Origin of the sequence: Cycloclasticus sp. (assembly GCA_040743155.1) — a bacterium.
GTDB lineage: Bacteria > Pseudomonadota > Gammaproteobacteria > Methylococcales > Cycloclasticaceae > Cycloclasticus.
Map to the genome: position 1 here is coordinate 985316 of JBFLJU010000001.1, position 20573 is coordinate 1005888.

The following is a 20573-nucleotide window of genomic DNA, read 5'->3' on the forward strand; positions in this document are numbered from 1 at the left end:
AGTTTATAGCTAAAGTGCCCGATTGAATACTCATTATTGTCTAGCCATTGGGCCAGCAACACCTAAGGCGGCGCCTACTTGAATTAAATGAGACGCTACCCTTTGATTGAATACGAGCCCAAAAATTCCCTTTATCGCGCTTAAGAATATTTTTATATTCGGATGAGTGTGTACGTTGTCTGAGCGTAGCGAGTTCGGACACGCCCGAAAATAAAGGTATTCTTGCGGTAGGGTGTCCTTTTCTTTGGTTCTGTTTCTTTTGGACAAGCAAAAGAAATGAACGCCCTCGCGGCAGCGAAATACTATAAGGCTAATAATAATTAGCAAGCCAGAGAAAGGCAGGTCAGATCTGTCTTTTTAGCTTACGCATGTATTAAGATAACCCCGCCGCCGACATTTATAATAAATAGCATGAATAAACCAACCTTGTTAAACACCTCTCCCAGCGCCGATTATTTTTTAATCAAAGATGGAGTGGAATACTCTGGTACGCACTTATTAATTGATTTGTGGGGGGCTTCGCATTTGGATGAGCAAGCCTATATAGAAGAGGTGTTAAAACGCTGTGTTACGGCTTGTCAGGCAACCTTATTGCACTGTCATGTACATCAGTTTTCTAGCACAGGCGGTATTTCTGGGGTGGCGGTGCTGGCCGAATCGCACATCAGTGTGCATACCTGGCCGGAGCGCAGCTATGCTGCGTTTGATGTGTTTATGTGTGGCGCGGCTAAACCTGCCAATGCGATTGCTATTTTGCAAGAAGCCTTTAGCCCGAGCGAGCTGAAGGTAAAAGAAATATTGCGCGGGCACAAAGATAATGAATAAAACAGCCAAGCAATGAGCCAGTTTTCATCAAAACTCACCTTGCGCCAGCACGATTTTCTACTGTTTGCGATTATGGGTATTTTGGCCGGTTGCGGGCTGATTTATGAATACCTGTTGTCGCATTATGCGGGGCGTATTTTAGGCGCGGTGGAACACGTTATTTTCGCGATGATTGGCGTTATGATAGTGTCCATGGGCTTGGGCGCATTTGCTGCGCGTGTTTTTAAATCGTACTTTAATACCTTTGTTTGGTTAGAAGTAAGCATTGCTTTAATTGGTGCGACCTCGGTTTTGCTGTTAGCGGCCACCACTGCGCTGGCGAATATTTTGCCGCAAATACTGATGGAAACGTTTTCGTTGCCAGCGGACTTATTACCGCGTGGCGGGATGATTACTTGGGCGCATAGCATTGCCTCTACCATGCCGTATATTAGCGGTTTTGTATTGGGCTTTTTAATTGGTATGGAAATCCCCTTAATCGCCAGTATTCGTGAGCAAATTTATGGCGAGCATATCAAGAATAATACCGGTTCTGTTTATGGCGCGGATTATATAGGCGCAGGCATCGGCGCGGGTCTTTGGGTGTTCTTCATGTTGAGCATGCCGCCGACCATGGCGGCGGCGATTACTGCCAGTGTTAACCTGGTGGTGGGGTTGGTGTTTTATGCTGTGTACCGGCGACGTATTTCTTTTGGCGGCTGGGTGGTTAGTGCTCATTTATTGGTGGGGCTTATTATTGCGCTGGTGGCGGTTAATGGCACCGACTGGGATAACGCGATGGAGGATTTGCTTTATAAGGATAAGGTGATCTTTAGTTATAACACCCAGTACCAGCACGTGACGATTACTGAGCGCATTATGGATCCGACCAAGCCTAAAATTATTTCGATGTTTATTAATGGTCGTTCTCAATTTGCCAGTAATGATGAGGCGATTTATCACGCGATGTTGGTGGCTCCGGTGATGCATTCGGCGGCGCGGCATGAAAAGGTGTTAATTATTGGCGGTGGTGATGGCCTAGCCTTGCGTGATGTGTTGCGTTGGCAGCCACAGTCGGTTGATCTTATTGATATTGACGCAGCGATTGTTGATTTTTTTACCCGCCCTTATCATGAGAAAGGGCGCGTTATTAACCAGCCTTTATTAGCATTAAACGAGCATGCCTTTAGTGATAAGCGAGTGCAGACTCATTTTGGTGATGCGTTTATTAAGGTGGATGAGCTGATTCAACAGAAACGTTTATATGACGTTATTATTGTTGATTTACCCGACCCGAGTCACCCTGATTTGAACAAATTATATTCTGCGCGTTTTTATGCCAAGCTGAAAACATTACTGACTGGAGATGGTGCGATGGCGGTGCAATCCACCTCACCGTATCACGCGAAAAACACCTTCTTATCGATTGGTAAAACGATTCACTACGCGGGCTTTAAGCACGTGGAGCAGTATCATCATAATGTGCCCAGTTTTGGCGAATGGGGCTGGACGATTGCCACTAAAAACGGCGTATCGGCAAAGGCTAGGTTAATGCTAAAAGAGACTTTGGCGGTGGATGATGGTTGGTCGACCAAGGGTGTTTTACTGGCCGCGTTTGAGTTTAATAAACACTTTTTTGACCGTCTTGATACTATAAAAGTTAATAGAATCAATAACCAAGCAGCTTATCAGTATCATAAAGAGGGTTGGGAAAAGCAGCAGGGAATATATATTACCGAAAATAATTGACATATTATGTCTTAGCGACCTATTATGTCTTAACGTTGATGACCGGAGGAAATATGAGCAACGAGAATTTACAGCAATTAATTAAGGATTTAGCAGGTAAACAATTAGCAGACGGCACTCAGCTTTCAATTGAGATGTTTGATGGCGAAAATACCGTGGCCTGCATCAAGGTTGAAGACCGGGAAGAGTTCCCTATTTACATGACCGTCGATGAGGGGCAGATACTGTGTATTACTTACCTGTTTGGCGATGATCAAGTTGACCCCAATAAGCGTGCAGCACTGGCTGAAGACATGCTTATTATGAACGTTTCAATTCCGTTATCGGCGTTTTCTAAAATTGGTGATCAATACATTATGTTTGGTGCTCTCTCACCGAAAGCGAGTATTGATGAGTTAGTACATGAAATTGAGCTACTCAGTGACAATGTGCTGGAAGCGATTGAAGCGGTAGCGGATTATTTAAAGGAGGCAGCGTAGCCATGAGTATATTTAGAAAATTATTAACAGCGGTACGAGGTGGTGCAACGGACGTAGGTGAGGCCATTGTCGATTCTCAGGCGATCCGTATTTTAGAGCAAGAATTACGTGATTCTAAAAAAGCGCTGAGTGATGCTAAAACGGGCCTAACGTCGATTATGGCGGAAAAGATGGGGGTCGAGCGTAAAGTGAAAGAGCTGAGCGCAAAAATCACCGAGCACGAAAGCTATGCAATGTCTGCGATGGATAAAGGCGATGAAAGTCTGGCCTTGGATGTGGCGAATAAGATTGCCGAATTTGAGCACGACTTAACTATTCAACAAGGGATTCAAGAGGGTTATGAATCTAAAGTGGTCAGCTTGAAAAAAATGATTCGTCAAACCGAACGTAATATTCAAGCAATGGACCGAGAAGTGTCGGTGGTGAAAACAACGGCGAAGGTACAAAAAGCCAATGAGTTAGCATCGGCAAAGTTTTCCGGCTCAAACTCATCATTACGCAGTGCGACGGATTCCTTAGAGCGGATTAAAGCGCGCCAGCAAAAGAAAGAAGACCAAGCCACGGCGGCGATGGATTTTGCCGCTGAAGATGACGGGGATGATTTACAGGCTCGCTTGAAAAGTGCCGGGATTGTTAATTCTGCCAGCTCTGGTTCTTCGATTTTAGATCGCTTAAAGAAGCAACAAGGCAATAAATAAGCATGCGCTTGCTTAAATCACTGTTTGGTGGTGGCGATAAGTCACCACCGACAGCGCCAATAGAATCACCAAAAGATTTACATATTGGCGATATGCTGAAAATGGAGTTTGCCGAGCAAGCCTTGATTTCTGCGCAAACCTTAAAAGTGTCCGAACAGCTGTTTTATGACGTAAGCCAGGTTGAGAATGGTAAAGTCGTTTCCATCATGAGCGGCGCCGAGCAGCGGGTTTTGCTTTCCACCAGTAGCGTCAACCCTAATAGGCCGTTGGAAGTGGCGGTTGCGATATTACCGGACAAGGTTTTTGAGCTGTTTAATCGACAACAGTTCGTGGCTATTTTTGATGAACCTGACAATACCAATCATCGTCTAAAACGCAAAGCCAAGACTGGTGAACTGAATGAGCTGGAAGGTTTTATTGCTAGCTCTTATTATCAAGAGCGTACTAATGAGGCTTATCGCAGTCAGAAAGATTGCCGTAACAAAACCTTAGATGAATCTGATTGGCTTGGCTTTGATTATAAGTTGATGGTGAGCGATGACCGTCAACACGCCATTCGTATTGAAATTTATGATGGTGGTCGTACCGATGTTTATTTAATTGCTTACTTGGCGTTAAGCAAAGTCGAAGAATACTTTCTAGCTTAATGATATGACTGTTAAACCACCTCGTTCGGCCAGTTGGTCAAAATCAGACAAGAGCATACGCGCGGTTCAGGTGATATTTGAATTAGGTTTAGAGCCGTCGCGAATCTTACGTATTCAAGCAATTGAGCAAGATTTAAGCCCCTCTGATTATATCCGCGAGATTATTGGTTTACCGCGTAAAAAACCGATACGGCCTCGACTTAGCATTAGTTTGTCGGCTGAAGATTATCAAATACTGGGCAAGCGTTATCAGTTAATGGCTGATGAGAAAGAACTAATCCGCGGCAAAATAAAGCAAGAACTCCTTAAAATCACAAAAAAATGAGTCATCGGCTATGGCATTAAAAACGTATCTGTTAGGCTGATTTATGGGTTTTATATTTAGCTATTTTGCAAAAAGACGGCGCCGAGTAGGGCTCCGCATTCAGTATAATTTAGTTCATTCGATTATTAATTCATCACTGTTGTTAAGCGTTGTTTTTGCCCTGCACATAAGCTTGATGATGATGTTTGAAGGCTTAAGCTTGGGTGATGCGACTTGGCTCACGCTTACCACCGCCTCGACGGTGGGTTATGGTGATATGTCGGCGAATACCACCGAGGGGCGCTTTGCCACGGTTTTTCTTATTTATCTGGGCGGTATTTTTATTTTAGCCAAAGTGGTCGGTGATTATTTTGATTATCGGTTAACTGTTCGTGATAAAAAAACTAAAGGTCATTGGAGTTGGAGTATGCATAACCATATTGTTATCCTTAATAGCCCCACACACTCTGGGGAGCGTTATTTACAACGGCTGATAAAACAATTTAGAGCGTCGGCCGATTATAATGACACGGTTGTTTATTTATTGACCCGCCAATTTCCGCAGGGTTTGCCTGAATTTATTACTCAACTCGATGATGTTGTGCATTACTCAGGCGATCCGAGTAATCCAGAAGATTTGGCCGCTGTATGTGTTGCCGAAGCCAGTGATATTATTGTGCTGGCCAAAGATGAGCATGATGAAAGCTCGGACGGGCGTACCTTTGATATCTTGCATCGCTTAAAAGATTTAAAAGTGCAGGCCACGGTGCTGGCAGAATGTGTCGATGATACTAATCGACAGCGCTTAGCCGATGCGGGGGCTAATATTGTCATCCGGCCGATTCGCGCTTACCCTGAAATGATCGTTCGCGCCTTTGATGCGCCAGGTTCGGAGCGCATCATTGAAAATATGTTTAACAGTGATGACGATGAATACCGCCGCTATGATGTTGATATCACAGGTATGAGCTGGTGTGATATTGTTACGCGTTTAATTAGCCAAGACGTTGGTATTGCCGTCGCTTATATTGATCGCGATAGCAGTGAGATGGTCTATAACCCACCGGCTCATAGCAAACCGAATATACAAGCACTCCTCACTATTAGTAAGGAGTGTAATATGCACAGTAATGACGACGTGAAAGCACTGGTTTCATAGGAGAAAACATTGAAACAATATAATGTAAGGATATGGGGATACTTAATTGTTCTGTTGCTCGTTGGCAGTGTGTTATCCGCTTGTAGTAACCGTTTCGAAGAACAATTACGCGACAATCATCAGCTCGTCTCTTCAGGCCTAAGTAATTTGCAAGAGCAGTTGGACACCAAGCAATTAATCAATGGTTTATTAATTAATAAGTACGCCCGTGCATTAGAGCAACAAAAACCCGATTACGCGGATATTGCCTCATTACTTAAGCTAGAAGCAAGCTCGCAAGGTAAAGCCTATACCGCACTCACAAAACGTCTTGCCGCAGTGAATCTGGTTCCCAGCAGCCAAGAAGAGGCTGCCGGTAGCCTACAAGAATTAAAGCTCATTTATGCGGCGGCGGACCCGTATGAATTTAATAACAGCCTGTCTGATGTTGTTAATACGCTTGCAGCCTTATCCGATGGCCAGTTAGCGGTGGTTAATGTTTCGGCTTCGCAACGCGCGAGCGCTCAACAAACCAACGCCTTGGTGGGTAACCCAGCTTATGGGAGCTGGAGCCAGAACAGTAGTGGGCAATCTCTTTGGGCGTGGTATGGCATGTATTCTATGTTCAGCAATGTCGTTGGCATGAATCGTTATTCTTATGGTGGCTGGGCATCACGGCCGCATTACAGCTATTACGGCAATTATGGGCGTAACCGCTGGGGTTCAAGTCAGGACGTTAATCGAAATTATAATTTGAGTCAGCGTAACCCTACTCGTTATAACAAGCCCAGCGCAGCAACAAGAACGCGTTATGCAACAAGCTCCTCACGTTCGTCAAGTTATGGCGGTTCGTCATCAAAAACATCTTCTTCACGTAATAGCTCGTATGGCTCTAGTAGTCGAAGCTCATCCTATTCAAGTTCACGTAGCTTTCGCTCAGGCAAATAAGGAGACAAAAAAATGTTAACCGATTTTATCAATGTAGACGTGAATCTGGCGCTGTATTACCTAGTGGATTTTTTAATTGCAGTGGCGTTATTAACGGCAATACGTTTTCTTGCCGGCTTAGTCAGTAATGTCTCCGCCACAAATGAAATTTCAGATAACGATAATAAAGCGTTTGGGGTCTCCCTGGCCGGTGCAATGATTGCCGTCAGTATTATGCTGATGGGGGTTGTTTCCGGTGATGCCGGTTACAATTTAGCCGACGAAGCGGTGAGCGTGGTTTTATTTGGCACTCTTGGTATCAGCTTAATGTGGGTAACCCGGATGGCTTTTGACCGCATTTCATTCCCAGGTCTCTCTATTCATGAGCAAATCATGAAGGGCAATATGGCGGCGAGCATTATTGATGCCTGTAACATGATAGCCACGGCGATCATTATAAAGGGTGCAATGATCTGGGTAGATGGCGATATGCAGGCTGCACTGTTGGCGGTGGCGGTTAGTTTTTTTGCTTCACAAATCATCATGGCGCTGGCCACATTATACCGAGTCAAAGTATATGAAAAGCGTCACGCAGGTGGTCAGCTACACACCGCGATTGAAAACAATAATATTGCCTTAGCGTTGCGCTTTAGTGCTTATCGCATAGGGCTAGCGATAGCCGTTAGCGCCGCTTTCAGCGTAGTTGAGTATGATGCCGATGCTTTCATATTTGTCTTCAGCTTGTGGTTTGCTGCAGCATTGCTGTTATTCGTTTTACTCACCTTAATTGCAATTGTGATGCGCTACGGTGTATTGCATAAGGTCAATGTGGGTGAAGAGGTGGGCCAACAAGGCAATATAGCGGTGGGTGCTATTGAAGGCAGTATTTATATTGTGGTGGGCCTGTTACTGGCTGGACTGATTGGCGCATAAAAAGCAGCCCATGGCAGGCGACGTTAGCAAACAGGTAAGCTGAACGAAGCAATTTTAATAACGGCTATGTACACCTGTCAGATGACAGCTCCGTACTGCAGCAAAGCATTTTTAACTCTAACTCGCGATACCTCACCTTATAGTGAGAAATTTCACCGTTTAAATATGATTCAATCTTCATGCGCCTAACACCACGACAACGACTGCTGCTTTTTATTATCGCCGCTTTTATTGTTGATTATTTACCCTTCATCAATTTGCCATTTTTATGGAGTGAAACTTTTTTTCATGAAATCAGCCATGGCCTTGCCGCACTCTTCACAGGCGGCTCGATTGATAGTATTACGTTAAACTTTAATGGCTCTGGTCTTTGTACCACCCGTGGCGGGTCAGCTTTTATTATTAGTTTTTCAGGGTATGCCGGCAGTGCGCTGTGGGGGTTGCTGATTTATAGCGTTGCAGCAACACTATCTAAGCCGAGTGCAAAGGTGATGGTCGGCACCATGGTAGTCATGCTTGCGGTAACCTTATTATTATGGGCGCGTGACGTGTCGACTATTATTATATTGTTGGTATTATTATTGATGTACGCATTACCCTTGTATAAATCGCTTTGGTTTAGCGTCACGTTTTTTATTCAGCTGGTCGGTATTTTTGTATTACTGGACGCTATTCGCAGCCCACTGTATTTACTCGATGGACGTGATCTTGGCGATGGCGCAAACTTAGCAAGCTATACTTGGTTACCGGAATTTTTTTGGGTCGCCTTATGGTTTACTATTGCGGCTAGTGGTTTAATTGTATTGTGGAAAAATGGAGTACCTAGACAATATTCAAATTGAGCTGCCTCTTCTAGCTTGATAGATTCAAATTAGCTCGATGATAAGTAATTATTTGTGCTATTCGGACGATCATGCTTTTTATGACCAATAAACTTACTGGTTGCCCAGCGGCTCTTTCTGGCTAAATGACGTCAGTTTTTAATGTCTTAAAAAGCTTTTTATTAAGGTGTTATCCCAGCAATTTCCCCGCCGACTTGTAATTTCCTCATTAACAACCGAAGTTATAAGTAGAGGTTAAGCCTTTATAGAGCCATAAATGTGTTGATTCAAGCGGTATTGCAGCCTGTTTGATTAAGAACTAATAATAATACTTTTTATATTTAGCGGCTTGAAATTAGTGCCTCATGCCCTAATATATTAGTTAACTTTTATTATTTTCTTTAAGGCGGTACTTCAATGGACGACAAATTAAACCTGACAAACTTACCCATTCTCCCGTTAAGGGATGTGGTCGTGTACCCACATATGGTTATCCCACTTTTCGTTGGTCGTGACCGATCTATCCAAGCGATTGATTTGGCTATGGAAGAGAATAAAAAAATTGTTTTAGTTGCGCAAAAGAATCCTGATAACGATGACCCTAAAGAGGAAGACCTTTATAGGGTCGGCACCTTAGCCACTATCTTGCAACTTCTCAAGCTACCGGATGGAACTGTAAAGGTACTAGTTGAAGGAGAGAAGCGCGTAAAAATAGATAAAATTAATGTCAGTGATAAACTATTTGGTGCTGACGTTGCACTATTAGATGATGAATTAGATCTAGAAGAGAAAGAGATGGATGTTCTTATAAGAACAGTTACCTCTGCCTTTGAAAGCTACGTTAAATTAAATAAAAAAGTCCCTCCCGAAGTACTAACATCTTTATCAGGAATTGATGACTCAGGTCGTCTTGCCGATACCATGTCAGCGCATATGGTGCTTAAGGTTGAAGAGAAACAAAAAATTCTAGAAACCAATAATCTTCGTGAGCGCCTAGAGCATTTAATGCTATTGATGGAAGGTGAAGTTGATATTCTCGAAATGGAAAAACAAATTCGTAGCCGTGTTAAGCAGCAGATGGAGAAGAATCAGCGCGAGTATTATTTAAGCGAGCAAATGAAAGCCATTCAAAATGAACTAGGCGATATGGATGAAGCTTCTAATGAAACAGATGAGTTAGAAAAGAAAATAGCTGACGCAGGAATGTCTAAAGAGGCAAAAGATAAAGCCGAGTCAGAGCTTAACAAATTAAAAATGATGTCGCCGATGTCGGCCGAAGCAAGCGTTATTAGAAACTATATTGACTGCATGGTCAGTGTTCCTTGGAAGAAACGTAGCCGTATTAGACACGATCTAGTGGCAGCGCAAAAGGTATTGGATGCTGATCATTTTGGCCTAGATAAGGTTAAAGAAAGGATTCTAGAATATTTAGCTGTTCAGCAACGTGTAAAAAACATGAAAGGCCCTATTCTTTGTTTAGTGGGACCTCCTGGTGTTGGTAAAACATCGTTAGGGCAATCCATTGCCCGTGCAACTAACCGTAAGTTTGTTCGTATGTCACTAGGTGGTGTTCGTGATGAGGCTGAAATAAGAGGGCACAGACGTACGTATATTGGTTCTATGCCTGGGAAAATTCTACAAAACCTTTCTAAAGTAGAAACCAGGAACCCATTGTTTTTGCTCGATGAAATTGACAAGATGGCAATGGATTTTCGCGGTGACCCTGCGTCAGCCTTATTAGAAGTATTGGACCCCGAACAAAACAATACATTTAATGACCATTATCTGGAAGTGGATTTTGACTTATCTGAGGTTATGTTTGTTGCAACAGCTAATAGTATGAATATCCCCGGCCCTTTGTTAGACCGTATGGAGGTCATCAACTTGGCGGGTTATACGGAAGATGAAAAAATCAGCATCAGTGAAAACTATTTAATTAAAAAACAGCTTAAAAATAATGGCCTGAAAGAGTCTGAATTACACATCAGTCCGTCAGCAATAAGAGACACCGTTCGCTACTACACCCGTGAAGCGGGCGTCAGGAACATTGATAGAGAAATGTCTAAAATTTGCCGGAAGGTGGTTAGAGATATTTTATTAAGCAAACCTAAGAAAAAGATTAATATTACATCGCGTAACCTTAATAAGTATTTAGGCGTTAGACGATTTGACTTTGGCCGTGCCGAAGAGAAAAACCAAGTTGGGCAAGTGACCGGTTTGGCATGGACAGAGGTAGGTGGCGAACTACTAACAATTGAGTCAGCAATAACCGAGGGTAAAGGCAAGTTAACGCTAACCGGTAAGTTAGGTGATGTGATGCAAGAATCCATTCAAGCTGCGCTAACAGTAGTAAGAAGCCGTGCGGCCACGTTAGGTGTTAAACCAGATTTTTATCAAAACAACGATATACACGTTCACGTGCCAGAGGGAGCAACACCAAAAGATGGCCCTAGCGCAGGCGTTGGCATGTGTACGGCTTTAGTGTCTTCTCTAACGGGCATACCCGTTTTAGCAGATGTTGCGATGACAGGTGAAATTACGCTACGTGGTGAGGTATTGCCCATCGGCGGGCTTAAAGAAAAGCTGCTAGCAGCATTACGAGGCGGCATTACTACGGTTGTTATTCCGCATCAAAATGAAAAGGACTTGGTGGAAATGCCTGCAAACATAAAGCATAATCTAACTATTATTCCTGTTCGTTGGATTGATGAAGTACTAGCTGTCGCATTAGAGAGATTGCCAGCCCCACCCAAAGGCAGCGATAAACTGGCTAAAAGTGAGTCAAAAAAGAAGAAAGCTGTAAAAAACAAAATAATAACAGCACATTAAGAGTGAAAATTAGATTGAGATAAGGCATAGTAAAACCATTAAGATCAGCGTTATCTCAAAAAAGCAGCCTAAAAGCCTTATGGCGCTTGACACTGGTAGGGGTGAAAGGATATAAAACCACCCTGTTGAATTTATAGTGTAGTAGATATAACGGATTTTAATATCAACAGCTAAAAAACGACTTTAAAAATTATTTATTAATCCTATTGGGGGAATTCATGAACAAATCAGAGCTTATCAACGCAATTGCAGAAGAATCAGGACTAACGAAAGCTGACGCAGGTCGCGCACTAGATGCAACACTTACATCAGTAACTAACGCACTTAAAGGCGGCGATTCAATTTCACTTATTGGCTTCGGTACATTCGCTGTAAAAGAGCGTTCAGCACGAACAGGTCGTAACCCACAGACCGGTGAAACTATCCAAATTAAAGCATCAAAAATTCCTTCATTTAAAGCTGGCAAAACTTTAAAAGACTCTGTAAACTAGCGCCTTCTTCAGGACACAGGGTGCTTAGCTCAGCTGGGAGAGCGTCGCCCTTACAAGGCGAATGTCGGGGGTTCGATCCCCTCAGCACCCACCAAATAGGAGTGGTAGTTCAGTTGGTTAGAATACCGGCCTGTCACGCCGGGGGTCGCGGGTTCGAGTCCCGTCCACTCCGCCAAAACAACCCTAAGGCCGTTTAAGGTCTTAGGGTTTTTTTTTGAAAATTTTATGTAGGTTATTTTTATGTTAGATAGATTGAGAGTGCATGTTAAAGGTTGGTTAGGCATCGTTATTCTGATAATGATATCAATACCATTTGCTTTGTTTGGATTGCAAAATTACACCAGTGGCGGTTCTGAGAAACCGGTAGCTGAAGTTGGTGATTATAAAATTTACCAAGCTGATGCGAATAGAGCGTATCAAAATCGTGTGGCTCAATTAAAGGATCAATACGGAGATCAATATTCCCCGGATTTATTCAATGAAGAAGCTGTTCGTCAAGAATCTTTAAACCGCTTAGTCCAAGATCAACTTGTGTTACAGACCGTCAGTAATGATGGCTATGTTGCGTCAAATAAGGCTATTCTTGAGGTCATTTCTAAAATAGATGCGTTTCAGAAAAACGGTCAATTTGATAAGGCAACATATGAGCAGCTTTTACAAGCAAGAGGCTTAACAACAACGAGTTTTGTAGCGACGATAAGGACCGGAATCGAACGCGATCAATTTATAAACGCGATTGTAGATACGACCTTAGTTGATGATAGCGAAATAAACGATTTTTATCGTTTGAATAACCAAACAAGAGACATTAAATACTTATCATTGCCCATCTCATCTGTTATTGCTGATGTCGTAGCAACAGAGGAAGAAATTAATAAAAATTACACTCAGAACGAACACTTATATAAGACACCTGCAGAGGCCTCTATTGATTATGTAGAGCTAAGTTTAGATAACCTTATGCTAGAAATTAATCCTTCTGAAGAAGAGTTATTGGCCTTTTATGAAAGTGAAAGCCAGTCATTTACTTTAGCCGGGCATCGTCGAGCCAGCCATATACTTTTTGAAGCAGCAGAGGGGACGAATGAATCTGACGCTGAGAAGAAAAGGTCGCAGGCTGAAAGCGTTTTGAACAGAATAAAAAATGGTGAAGACTTTGCTACATTAGCCAGTGAATTTTCTGATGATATTGGTTCCGCTAAAGTTGGTGGTGACTTAGGTATTATTACTGAAGGAATGATGGGAGTGGAGTTTGAGAAAACACTAGCCTCCCTTCAAGAAGGTGAAGTAAGCGAAGTTTTCCAAACCATTTATGGGTTTCAAATCATAAAGCTGATATCAAAAGAGTCTGACAAGATTCAACCTTATAAAGATATTGAGAATAAAGTACTCGCGCTTTTTAAATCGACTATTGCTAGCGAAAAATTTTATCAAATGGCCGAGCGCTTTGCCGAATTAAGCTTTGAAAACCCCGACACTTTAGCACCTATCGTTGATGAGTTAGGTTTGTCGATTCAGCAGCAGGCTAATGTTACAGAGAATAGTGGAGAGGGCATCGCAGCATTCGACAAAGTTCGTCACGCTACATTTAATGAAGATGTATTAGCGGGTAATAATAGTGATGCAATCGAATTGGCACCAGAACATTTGGTTGCTTTACGTATCGCTCAACATACACCAGAAGATGTTATGCCGCTGCAAGCAGTAAAGGCGGTGGTTGAATTGTCGGTTAAAAAAGATAAAGCCGTTAAACTCTTAAGCGATAAGGCTGCCGAGATGCTGGCTAAAGCTAAAACGGGTGTGCCGATTAAAGAATTAGCATCGTTGGATGGCACTAGTTTAGTTGATGTTGGCCCAGTGACAAGAAATGAGCAGTCCGTCCCCGCGGTGTTACTGAGAGACACCTTTAGCATGTCTCACCCAGTTGATGGCAAGCCATCCTTTAAACAAACTACATTGGATAATGGTGACGTCGCAATTATTGAGCTAAGAAAGATTGCAGATGGTGACGAGACTGATATTACTGAGTCTTCACGAGAATCCTTTAAGAATTTCTTGTCGCGTTTAACCGGCGAAGTGACGTTGGCGGCATCGCTCGCAAATTTAAGCGTTGAGACCGATGTTGTTCTTGCAAATCAGCCTGAATAAGTAAAGTGAAACTTCATTGGCAAATTTTCATAGCGATTGGACTGGCCGTTATTGCCGGTATTTTAACGGGTGAAACGGCTGGTATAGGCTCACTTCGGTTTTATGACGTTTATGTGTTTTTAGGAACCTTGTTCCTTAATGCACTAAAAATGTTGATTGTCCCTCTCATATTGTCTTCCATCATCTGTGGCATCGGTAATATGGGAAATTTAGGCGGCTTAGGTCGTCTGGGTGGAAAAACAATTGCATATTACCTTTCAACCAGTGTGATCGCCATTTTGATTGGCTTAGCACTGGTTAATATTGTCGAGCCTGGGGTGATTGATGGCGAACCTGTCCGTGACAGAGTTGGATTAACGGAAGATATTAGTGATATTGCGTCAAAAATTGAAGGCAAAGGAGCAGGGGACTTAACAGGCATATTCTTACGCATGGTTCCAACTAATATCGTTGCTGCGGCTGCGAATGGTCAAATGTTGGGTTTAATTTTCTTTGGCTTGTTGTTTGGCTACTTTTTGACTCAAATAGTCGAACAAAGAAAGGCTGTCTTGCTAACTTTTTGGAACGCCATTCTTGATGTCATGATGAAAATGACCGACTGGGTGATGAAATTCGCACCGGTGGGAGTGTTTGGGCTTGTGGCTAAAGTAGTTGCATCAACGGGACTAGCGGTGTTTTTACCGCTGGCCTATTTCTTTTTTACCGTAATAGCGGCTTTAGCGGTTCATTTGTTCGTCGTAATGCCCTTAGCGTTGAAGTATTTGGGTCGAGTAAAACCGTTACGCCATTACAAGGCGATGACGCCAGCGTTATTAACATCATTTTCCACCAGCTCTTCATCGGCTACATTGCCTATTACCTTAGAATGTGTTGAAAAAAATGCCGGCGTTTCTAATAGGACCAGTAGTTTTGTGTTGCCCTTAGGTGCCACCATTAATATGGATGGCACTGCGCTATATGAGTGTGTGGCGGCGATGTTTATTGCCCAAGCCTATGGTTTGGACTTAGGCTTCACAGAACAGTTTCTTATTGTGATCACCGCATTGGTTACCTCCATTGGCGTTGCGGGCATTCCTGCGGCGAGCCTTGTTGCCATCAGCATTATCTTGGTAACCATTGGTTTACCTTTAGAAGGTATTGGTCTAATCCTAGCTGTAGATCGAGTGCTTGATATGTGCAGAACGAGTGTTAACGTGTTCAGTGATTCATGTGGTGCGGTTATTATTGCACGCAGCGAAGGCGAGGATCAGGTTCTACGCTCGAATTAAATCACCGTGAATAACGTGCTTAAAACAGCGAGTTCTATCTTTTTATTGCTGCTGATGTCGGCCTGTACTGATGACGCGTTAAATAATCCCTACGTCAAAGATGATGGCACGGATAAAGTTATTTATTCATCGTTTTCAGAACGGCCAAAGCACTTGGACCCTGCAAAAGCATACAGTTCAAACGAGTATGCGATTATCGCCCAAGTGTACGAACCATTGTTTCAATACCATTACTTAAAGCGTCCATACCAATTAGAGCCATTGTTGGCTAGGGCTATGCCAACGGTTAGCTATTTCGACAATGACGGGCAACCACTGCCCGATAGTGCGCCCGATAACACTATTGCCTTTAGCGAATACCGTTTAACAATCAATGCGGGCACTAAATTCCAGCCTCACCCTAGTTTTAATATAGCTCTGCATAAGGGTTTCCCGCAAGATTGGGACGCTAAGTCTTTATACGATTTACCCATGGCGAGCAGAGTGTTAACGGCCGATGATTTTATCTATCAGATAAAACGTCTGGCTGACCCGGCAACGCAATCGCCTATAGCCGGTTTGATGGCTAACTATATCGTTGGTTTTAATGATTTTTCAGAAAGGCAGTCAGCGTTAGCAAAACAGTACCCTCAATGGGGTAAGGTGCAACGGCTGCAATCTGAAACGATGTCTGGACTGAAAAAAATAGATGAACATGCTTTTATCATACGAATTAAGGGTAAATACCCGCAGTTCGTTAATTGGTTGGCAATGCCATTTTTCGCACCGATGCCTTGGGAAGCGGATGAGTTTTACTCTAATCCCATGTTGGTATCAAACAATATAACGCTAGATTGGTTTCCAGTAGGAACAGGGCCTTATTACCTACAAGAAAATAACCCGAATAGGCGGATGGTCTTAGCTAAAAACCCTAATTTTCATCTTGAATACTATCCGTCAGAAGGCGCTGCAGGGTCTCGTGAACAAGGTTTGTTAGATGATGCCGGTAAACGACTTCCGCTAACAGATAAAGCCATTTTCTCACTAGAAAAAGAAAGCATCCCTTATTGGAATAAGTTTTTACAAGGGTATTACGATGCCTCCGGTATTAGCTCTGATAGCTTTGATCAAGCAGTTAGTTTTTCAGCCGCAGGTAACGTCGGCCTAACCGACAATATGCTTGAGCGGGGCATAGGCCTGCAAACAGCCGTCACCACATCCAGTTATTATTTTGGCTTTAATATGTTGGATGATGTCGTTGGCGGTTATTCTGAGCAAACTAAAAAGCTACGCCAAGCTATTTCTATTGTGATGGATTACGAGGAATACATTTCAATTTTCCAAAATGGTCGTGGTGTGCCGGCACAAGGGATTATCCCACCGGGAATCTTCGGTCATGTTGACGGCAAGCAAGGTGTCAATCCAGTTGTTTACAGTTGGAATGAGGGAGCCATTAGGCGTCCGCTAACAGAAGCCAATCGCTTATTGCTTGAAGCGGGCTATGCTCAGGGTATCGACCCTAAAACAGGTAAGCCCTTAGTCTTATATTTCGACACCATGGATAGCGGCCCCGACAGTAAGGCTCGGTTGAATTGGTTGCGTAAGCAATTTAATAAATTAAATATTCAGTTAGTCATTCGTGGGACGGATTACAATCGTTTTCAACAGAAAATGCGTAATGGTAATGCGCAAATGTTCATGTGGGGTTGGAACGCCGATTACCCCGACCCCGAAAATTTCTTATTTTTATTGTATGGTAAAAATGCTAAATCGTTGCATGGTGGTGAAAATGCAGCGAATTATCAAAGCGCACAATTTGACAACTTATTTGAAAAAATGAGTACCATGGAAAACACCCCAGAGAGACAAGAAATTATTAATGAAATGGTGGCTATTACACAAGAAGACGCGCCTTGGTTATGGGGTTTTCACCCAAAAGCCTTTTCCCTGCATCATGCATGGTATAAAAATGCCAACCCTAACTTAATGGCCAATAATAAAACAAAATACATCAATATTGATGTCGAATTACGCAAGTCGTATCAGGCACAATGGAATAAGCCTGTTTATTGGCCGCTGATGTTGATTTTATTGGCGTTTCTTTGTTTGCTGTTGCCGGCTTATATCATTTACCAACGAATTGAGCGTGCCTCGGCTTTATGATTAATTACATCATCAGACGTTTGCTGTATGTATTACCTGTATTGATCGGGGTCAATATACTGACCTTCGTATTGTTCTTTGTTGTTAATACGCCTGACGATATGGCGCGTATGCAATTGGGTAATAAACACGTTAACCAAGCGGCTATCGACAATTGGAAACATCAGCGAGGCTATGATTTACCCTTGTTGTGGAATACCGAGCAAAAGGGGTTTAAACAGGCCACTAAGACTATTTTTTTTGAAAAGTCTGTTGGTTTGTTTGTGTTCGATTTAGGTATCTCTGACAGTGGCCGTGATATCGTGGCGGATATTAGTCAGCGAATGTGGCCGAGTTTAGCGATAGCGACCCCATCGTTAATTTTTGGCGTATTAGCCAATATCACATTCGCGCTATTGCTTATTTTTTACCGTAGCAGTGTTCTAGAATTTGGCGGCTTGTTTTTGTGCATCGCCTTGATGTCTATTTCCGGACTTTTCTACATTATTTCAGCGCAATACTTTGTCGGAAAATTATTGGCTCTGACACCCATATCGGGCTATGCCCCCGGCGCTGATGCATTTAAATTCATCATTTTGCCGGTGTTAATTGGCGTTGTGGGCGGTTTGGGCTCTGGCGTACGCTGGTACCGAAGCTTGTTTTTAGAAGAAGCGGCTAAAGACTACGTTAGAACGGCAAAAGCAAAGGGCTTATCGGACCTTCAAGTGCTGTTCAAACACGTTTTAAAAAATGCGATGATTCCGATACTAACCGGTATCGTGGTGATACTGCCTTTGTTGTTTATGGGCAGTTTAATCACGGAATCATTTTTCGGCATACCCGGTCTTGGCAGTTACACCATTGACGCGATTAGCAGTCAGGATTTTGCGATTGTCCGCTCCATGGTCTTTCTAGGTTCTTTTTTATATATCATTGGCCTACTGTTGACGGATATCTCTTATACCTTAGTTGACCCAAGGGTGCGTTTAGAGTGATGTTGACGTTTCTATGGACAGACATGGCAATTTTTGCCCTGGTGATTGGTGGGGCGTTGCTCGTCTGGCGTTCCAGTAAAAAGGAGCACTTACGCAGGCCTTGGTTAAAAGTATTCAATAATCGTGTCGGCGTTATTTCGCTAACCATTTTGTTGTCATTTATATTGATCGGCGTGTTGGATTCAACACGTCTACAACATCATAAAACGCTATCAAACGGTAATATAAGTAATAATGCCGAGACATTGAGTGTGTTGGATATCGTCTTGACACCTTTACGCTCTCAGGTTGAAAAAACTTATTCAGAGCCTTTTGCCTCTACCGCTTACGCAAAAGAAATGAGCGTTGCTGAAGACGGGCAGACCCGATGGACGTATCCACGATTAGTTTATGGCGGCGCTCACTTATCCGACCCTGCAGTAGAAAAAAACGTTGATATAGTCAGCAAAACGATAAAAGGACTAGCGTTTGGCGTAGCTGCTTGGTTTGCCCTAGCGGTTGTTCTTAGGCTCAGCTTTAAGCGTTTGTTTATCACCCAGCCTAAAGGCGTTAAAACGAGTCTTTTAACGCTATTAGCTATTTTCTGCTTAATGGGTATGGGCGCGATGCTGGCACCTTATTATCATATTCTCGGTACCGACAAAGTGGGCGAGGATGTTCTATATCAAGCAATAAAAAGTATACGAACGGGCTTGGTTATCGGTGCGCTAACAACCATTGTCATGTTGCCCATTGCGATCAGTTTGGGCTTGATGGCCGGTTTCTTTCGAGGTTGGGTTGATGACCTGATTCAGTATCTTTATACAACGCTTAGTTCTATTCCAGGTGTGTTATTGATAGCCGCCGCGATCCTTATGGCGCAAGTATATATGGCGAATAACCCCGAGTTATTCACAACGGTTGAAGACCGTGCCGATATGCGTTTATTGTTACTGTGTCTCATTTTAGGCATTACCAGTTGGACCGGTTTGTGCCGCTTATTGCGTGCAGAAACCTTAAAAATTCGAGAAATGGACTACGTGCTGGCAGCCCGTGCCTTAGGCGTGAGCCGGTTCCAGCTACTAAAGCGGCACGTACTACCTAATGTCATGCATTTGGTGATGATTACCATAGTGCTGGATTTTAGCGGTCTGGTGCTAGCTGAAGCCGTCTTATCATATATAAACATTGGTGTGGATCCATCAACCTATAGCTGGGGCAATATGATCAATACCTCTCGTCTTGAAATGGCACGCGAACCGATTGTTTGGTGGTCGTTAACCGCGTCGTTTATTTTTATGTTCACCTTAGTGTTGGCAGCGAATTTATTTGCCGACGTGGTTCGCGATGCTTTTGATCCGCGATCAAATTACTAATAATTAAGATTAACTAAACAATATAACTAATTGATAAATGAATAAATATATTTTCCATTCTAACGCCTTAACAAACGAACAGCTGACGCTTATTGAATCGCTATTTAATCAGAAAGCTGAACAAAAAGACGGCTTTTATAGTTTGCAAACAACTGAAACAATCGAGCTTGCGGTACTACGTGAACAACTCAATTTTGATGTCAGCTTGTTAACGGCTGATTTTGATGGGCAGCAGATTCGCCTACTGGTGACGGACATGGATTCGACACTCATATCCATTGAATGTATCGACGAAATTGCCGATATGCTGGGAATAAAGCCGCAAGTATCTGCTATTACAGAGGCGGCAATGCGTGGCGAATTAAATTTTGAAGAATCACTGACGCAGCGCGTAGGCTTATTAAAAGGCTTGCCTGTTGCTAAACTTCAATGTGTGTATGACGAACGGCTTAAACTTAACCCTGGTGCAGAAAAGCTTATTAGTTATTTGCAACAATCAAACATCAAGTTGGCCCTAGTGTCGGGCGGCTTCACTTTTTTTACTGAGAAATTAAAGCAACGCTTAGGGCTGGATTACACCTTGGCCAATACGCTTGGGATTGAAGATGACTGCCTAACGGGTAAAGTAGATGGCAATATTATTGGTGCTCAATCTAAGGCGGATTTATTGCTAACGCTCTCAAATGACCTAGGGCTTCAACAGCATCAAGTGATAGCGATGGGGGATGGGGCAAATGATTTATTGATGATGGATGAGGCTGGTTTAAGTGTCGCTTATCACGCAAAACCTACGGTACAAGCAAAAACGGATATTCAGCTAAACCATAGTGGCTTAGACGCTGTGGTTGATCTTTTGAAAGCCTAAT

Annotated in this window: 18 protein-coding genes and 2 tRNA genes; all 20 read left to right on the forward strand. The window is 43.0% G+C overall.

All coding sequences use genetic code 11. The annotated features are described in order from the left end of the window. Positions 1–411 precede the first annotated feature (411 nt). The 20 genes from speD (at position 412) to serB (ending at position 20572) form a co-directional block, all read left to right on the forward strand. Positions 412–825: an adenosylmethionine decarboxylase gene (gene speD / locus AB1Y31_04760; GenBank protein MEW4982477.1), complete on the forward strand. Its 414-nt coding sequence runs from the start codon at positions 412–414 to the stop codon at positions 823–825. Between the two features lie 12 nt (positions 826–837). Continuing rightward, the gene (locus AB1Y31_04765; GenBank protein MEW4982478.1) at positions 838–2553 is read left to right on the forward strand and encodes a polyamine aminopropyltransferase; all 1716 of its coding nucleotides are present in this window, start codon (positions 838–840) and stop codon (positions 2551–2553) included. A 53-nt stretch (positions 2554–2606) separates the two neighbouring features. Next, positions 2607–3032, forward strand: a complete 426-nt coding sequence (locus AB1Y31_04770) for a DUF2170 family protein (protein MEW4982479.1) — start codon at positions 2607–2609, stop codon at positions 3030–3032. Between the two features lie 2 nt (positions 3033–3034). Then, entirely contained in the window at positions 3035–3730 is a 696-nt protein-coding gene (locus AB1Y31_04775) for a PspA/IM30 family protein (protein ID MEW4982480.1), read from the forward strand. Between the two features lie 2 nt (positions 3731–3732). After that, positions 3733–4377, forward strand: coding sequence for a hypothetical protein (locus AB1Y31_04780; protein ID MEW4982481.1), 645 nt, complete (start codon positions 3733–3735; stop codon positions 4375–4377). Positions 4378–4381: 4 nt separating this feature from the next. Next, positions 4382–4702: a hypothetical protein gene (locus AB1Y31_04785; protein MEW4982482.1), complete on the forward strand. Its 321-nt coding sequence runs from the start codon at positions 4382–4384 to the stop codon at positions 4700–4702. Between the two features lie 43 nt (positions 4703–4745). Then, positions 4746–5840 (forward strand): ion channel, encoded by a 1095-nt coding sequence (locus AB1Y31_04790; protein ID MEW4982483.1) that lies wholly within the window; start codon positions 4746–4748, stop codon positions 5838–5840. 9 nt (positions 5841–5849) lie between these two features. Further along, the gene (locus AB1Y31_04795; protein MEW4982484.1) at positions 5850–6767 is read left to right on the forward strand and encodes a hypothetical protein; all 918 of its coding nucleotides are present in this window, start codon (positions 5850–5852) and stop codon (positions 6765–6767) included. A gap of 12 nt (positions 6768–6779) precedes the next feature. After that, positions 6780–7679 (forward strand): DUF350 domain-containing protein, encoded by a 900-nt coding sequence (locus AB1Y31_04800; GenBank protein MEW4982485.1) that lies wholly within the window; start codon positions 6780–6782, stop codon positions 7677–7679. Positions 7680–7858: 179 nt separating this feature from the next. Continuing rightward, positions 7859–8521: a M50 family metallopeptidase gene (locus tag AB1Y31_04805; GenBank protein ID MEW4982486.1), complete on the forward strand. Its 663-nt coding sequence runs from the start codon at positions 7859–7861 to the stop codon at positions 8519–8521. Between the two features lie 396 nt (positions 8522–8917). Next, on the forward strand, positions 8918–11329 hold the full coding sequence (gene lon, locus AB1Y31_04810) for an endopeptidase La (protein MEW4982487.1): 2412 nt from the start codon (positions 8918–8920) through the stop codon (positions 11327–11329). Positions 11330–11535: 206 nt separating this feature from the next. Continuing rightward, entirely contained in the window at positions 11536–11820 is a 285-nt protein-coding gene (locus AB1Y31_04815) for an HU family DNA-binding protein (GenBank protein MEW4982488.1), read from the forward strand. Positions 11821–11838: 18 nt separating this feature from the next. Further along, positions 11839–11914, forward strand: a tRNA-Val gene (locus AB1Y31_04820). 4 nt (positions 11915–11918) lie between these two features. Then, positions 11919–11995 (forward strand) — tRNA-Asp (locus AB1Y31_04825). Positions 11996–12060: 65 nt separating this feature from the next. Next, on the forward strand, positions 12061–13968 hold the full coding sequence (locus AB1Y31_04830; GenBank protein ID MEW4982489.1) for a SurA N-terminal domain-containing protein: 1908 nt from the start codon (positions 12061–12063) through the stop codon (positions 13966–13968). Positions 13969–13973: 5 nt separating this feature from the next. Then, positions 13974–15236: a dicarboxylate/amino acid:cation symporter gene (locus AB1Y31_04835; protein ID MEW4982490.1), complete on the forward strand. Its 1263-nt coding sequence runs from the start codon at positions 13974–13976 to the stop codon at positions 15234–15236. Positions 15237–15251: 15 nt separating this feature from the next. Beyond that, complete coding sequence (locus tag AB1Y31_04840; protein MEW4982491.1) at positions 15252–17378, forward strand: ABC transporter substrate-binding protein; 2127 nt, start codon at positions 15252–15254, stop codon at positions 17376–17378. After that, entirely contained in the window at positions 17375–18352 is a 978-nt protein-coding gene (locus AB1Y31_04845; GenBank protein ID MEW4982492.1) for an ABC transporter permease, read from the forward strand. Before AB1Y31_04840 ends, AB1Y31_04845 begins: the two co-directional genes overlap by 4 nt. A 23-nt stretch (positions 18353–18375) precedes the next feature. Further along, positions 18376–19707, forward strand: a complete 1332-nt coding sequence (locus tag AB1Y31_04850) for an ABC transporter permease (GenBank protein ID MEW4982493.1) — start codon at positions 18376–18378, stop codon at positions 19705–19707. A 37-nt stretch (positions 19708–19744) separates the two neighbouring features. Beyond that, positions 19745–20572 carry a phosphoserine phosphatase SerB gene (serB, locus tag AB1Y31_04855; protein ID MEW4982494.1) on the forward strand — a complete coding sequence of 276 codons (828 nt, stop codon included), beginning with the start codon at positions 19745–19747 and terminating at the stop codon, positions 20570–20572. Position 20573 lies beyond the last annotated feature (1 nt).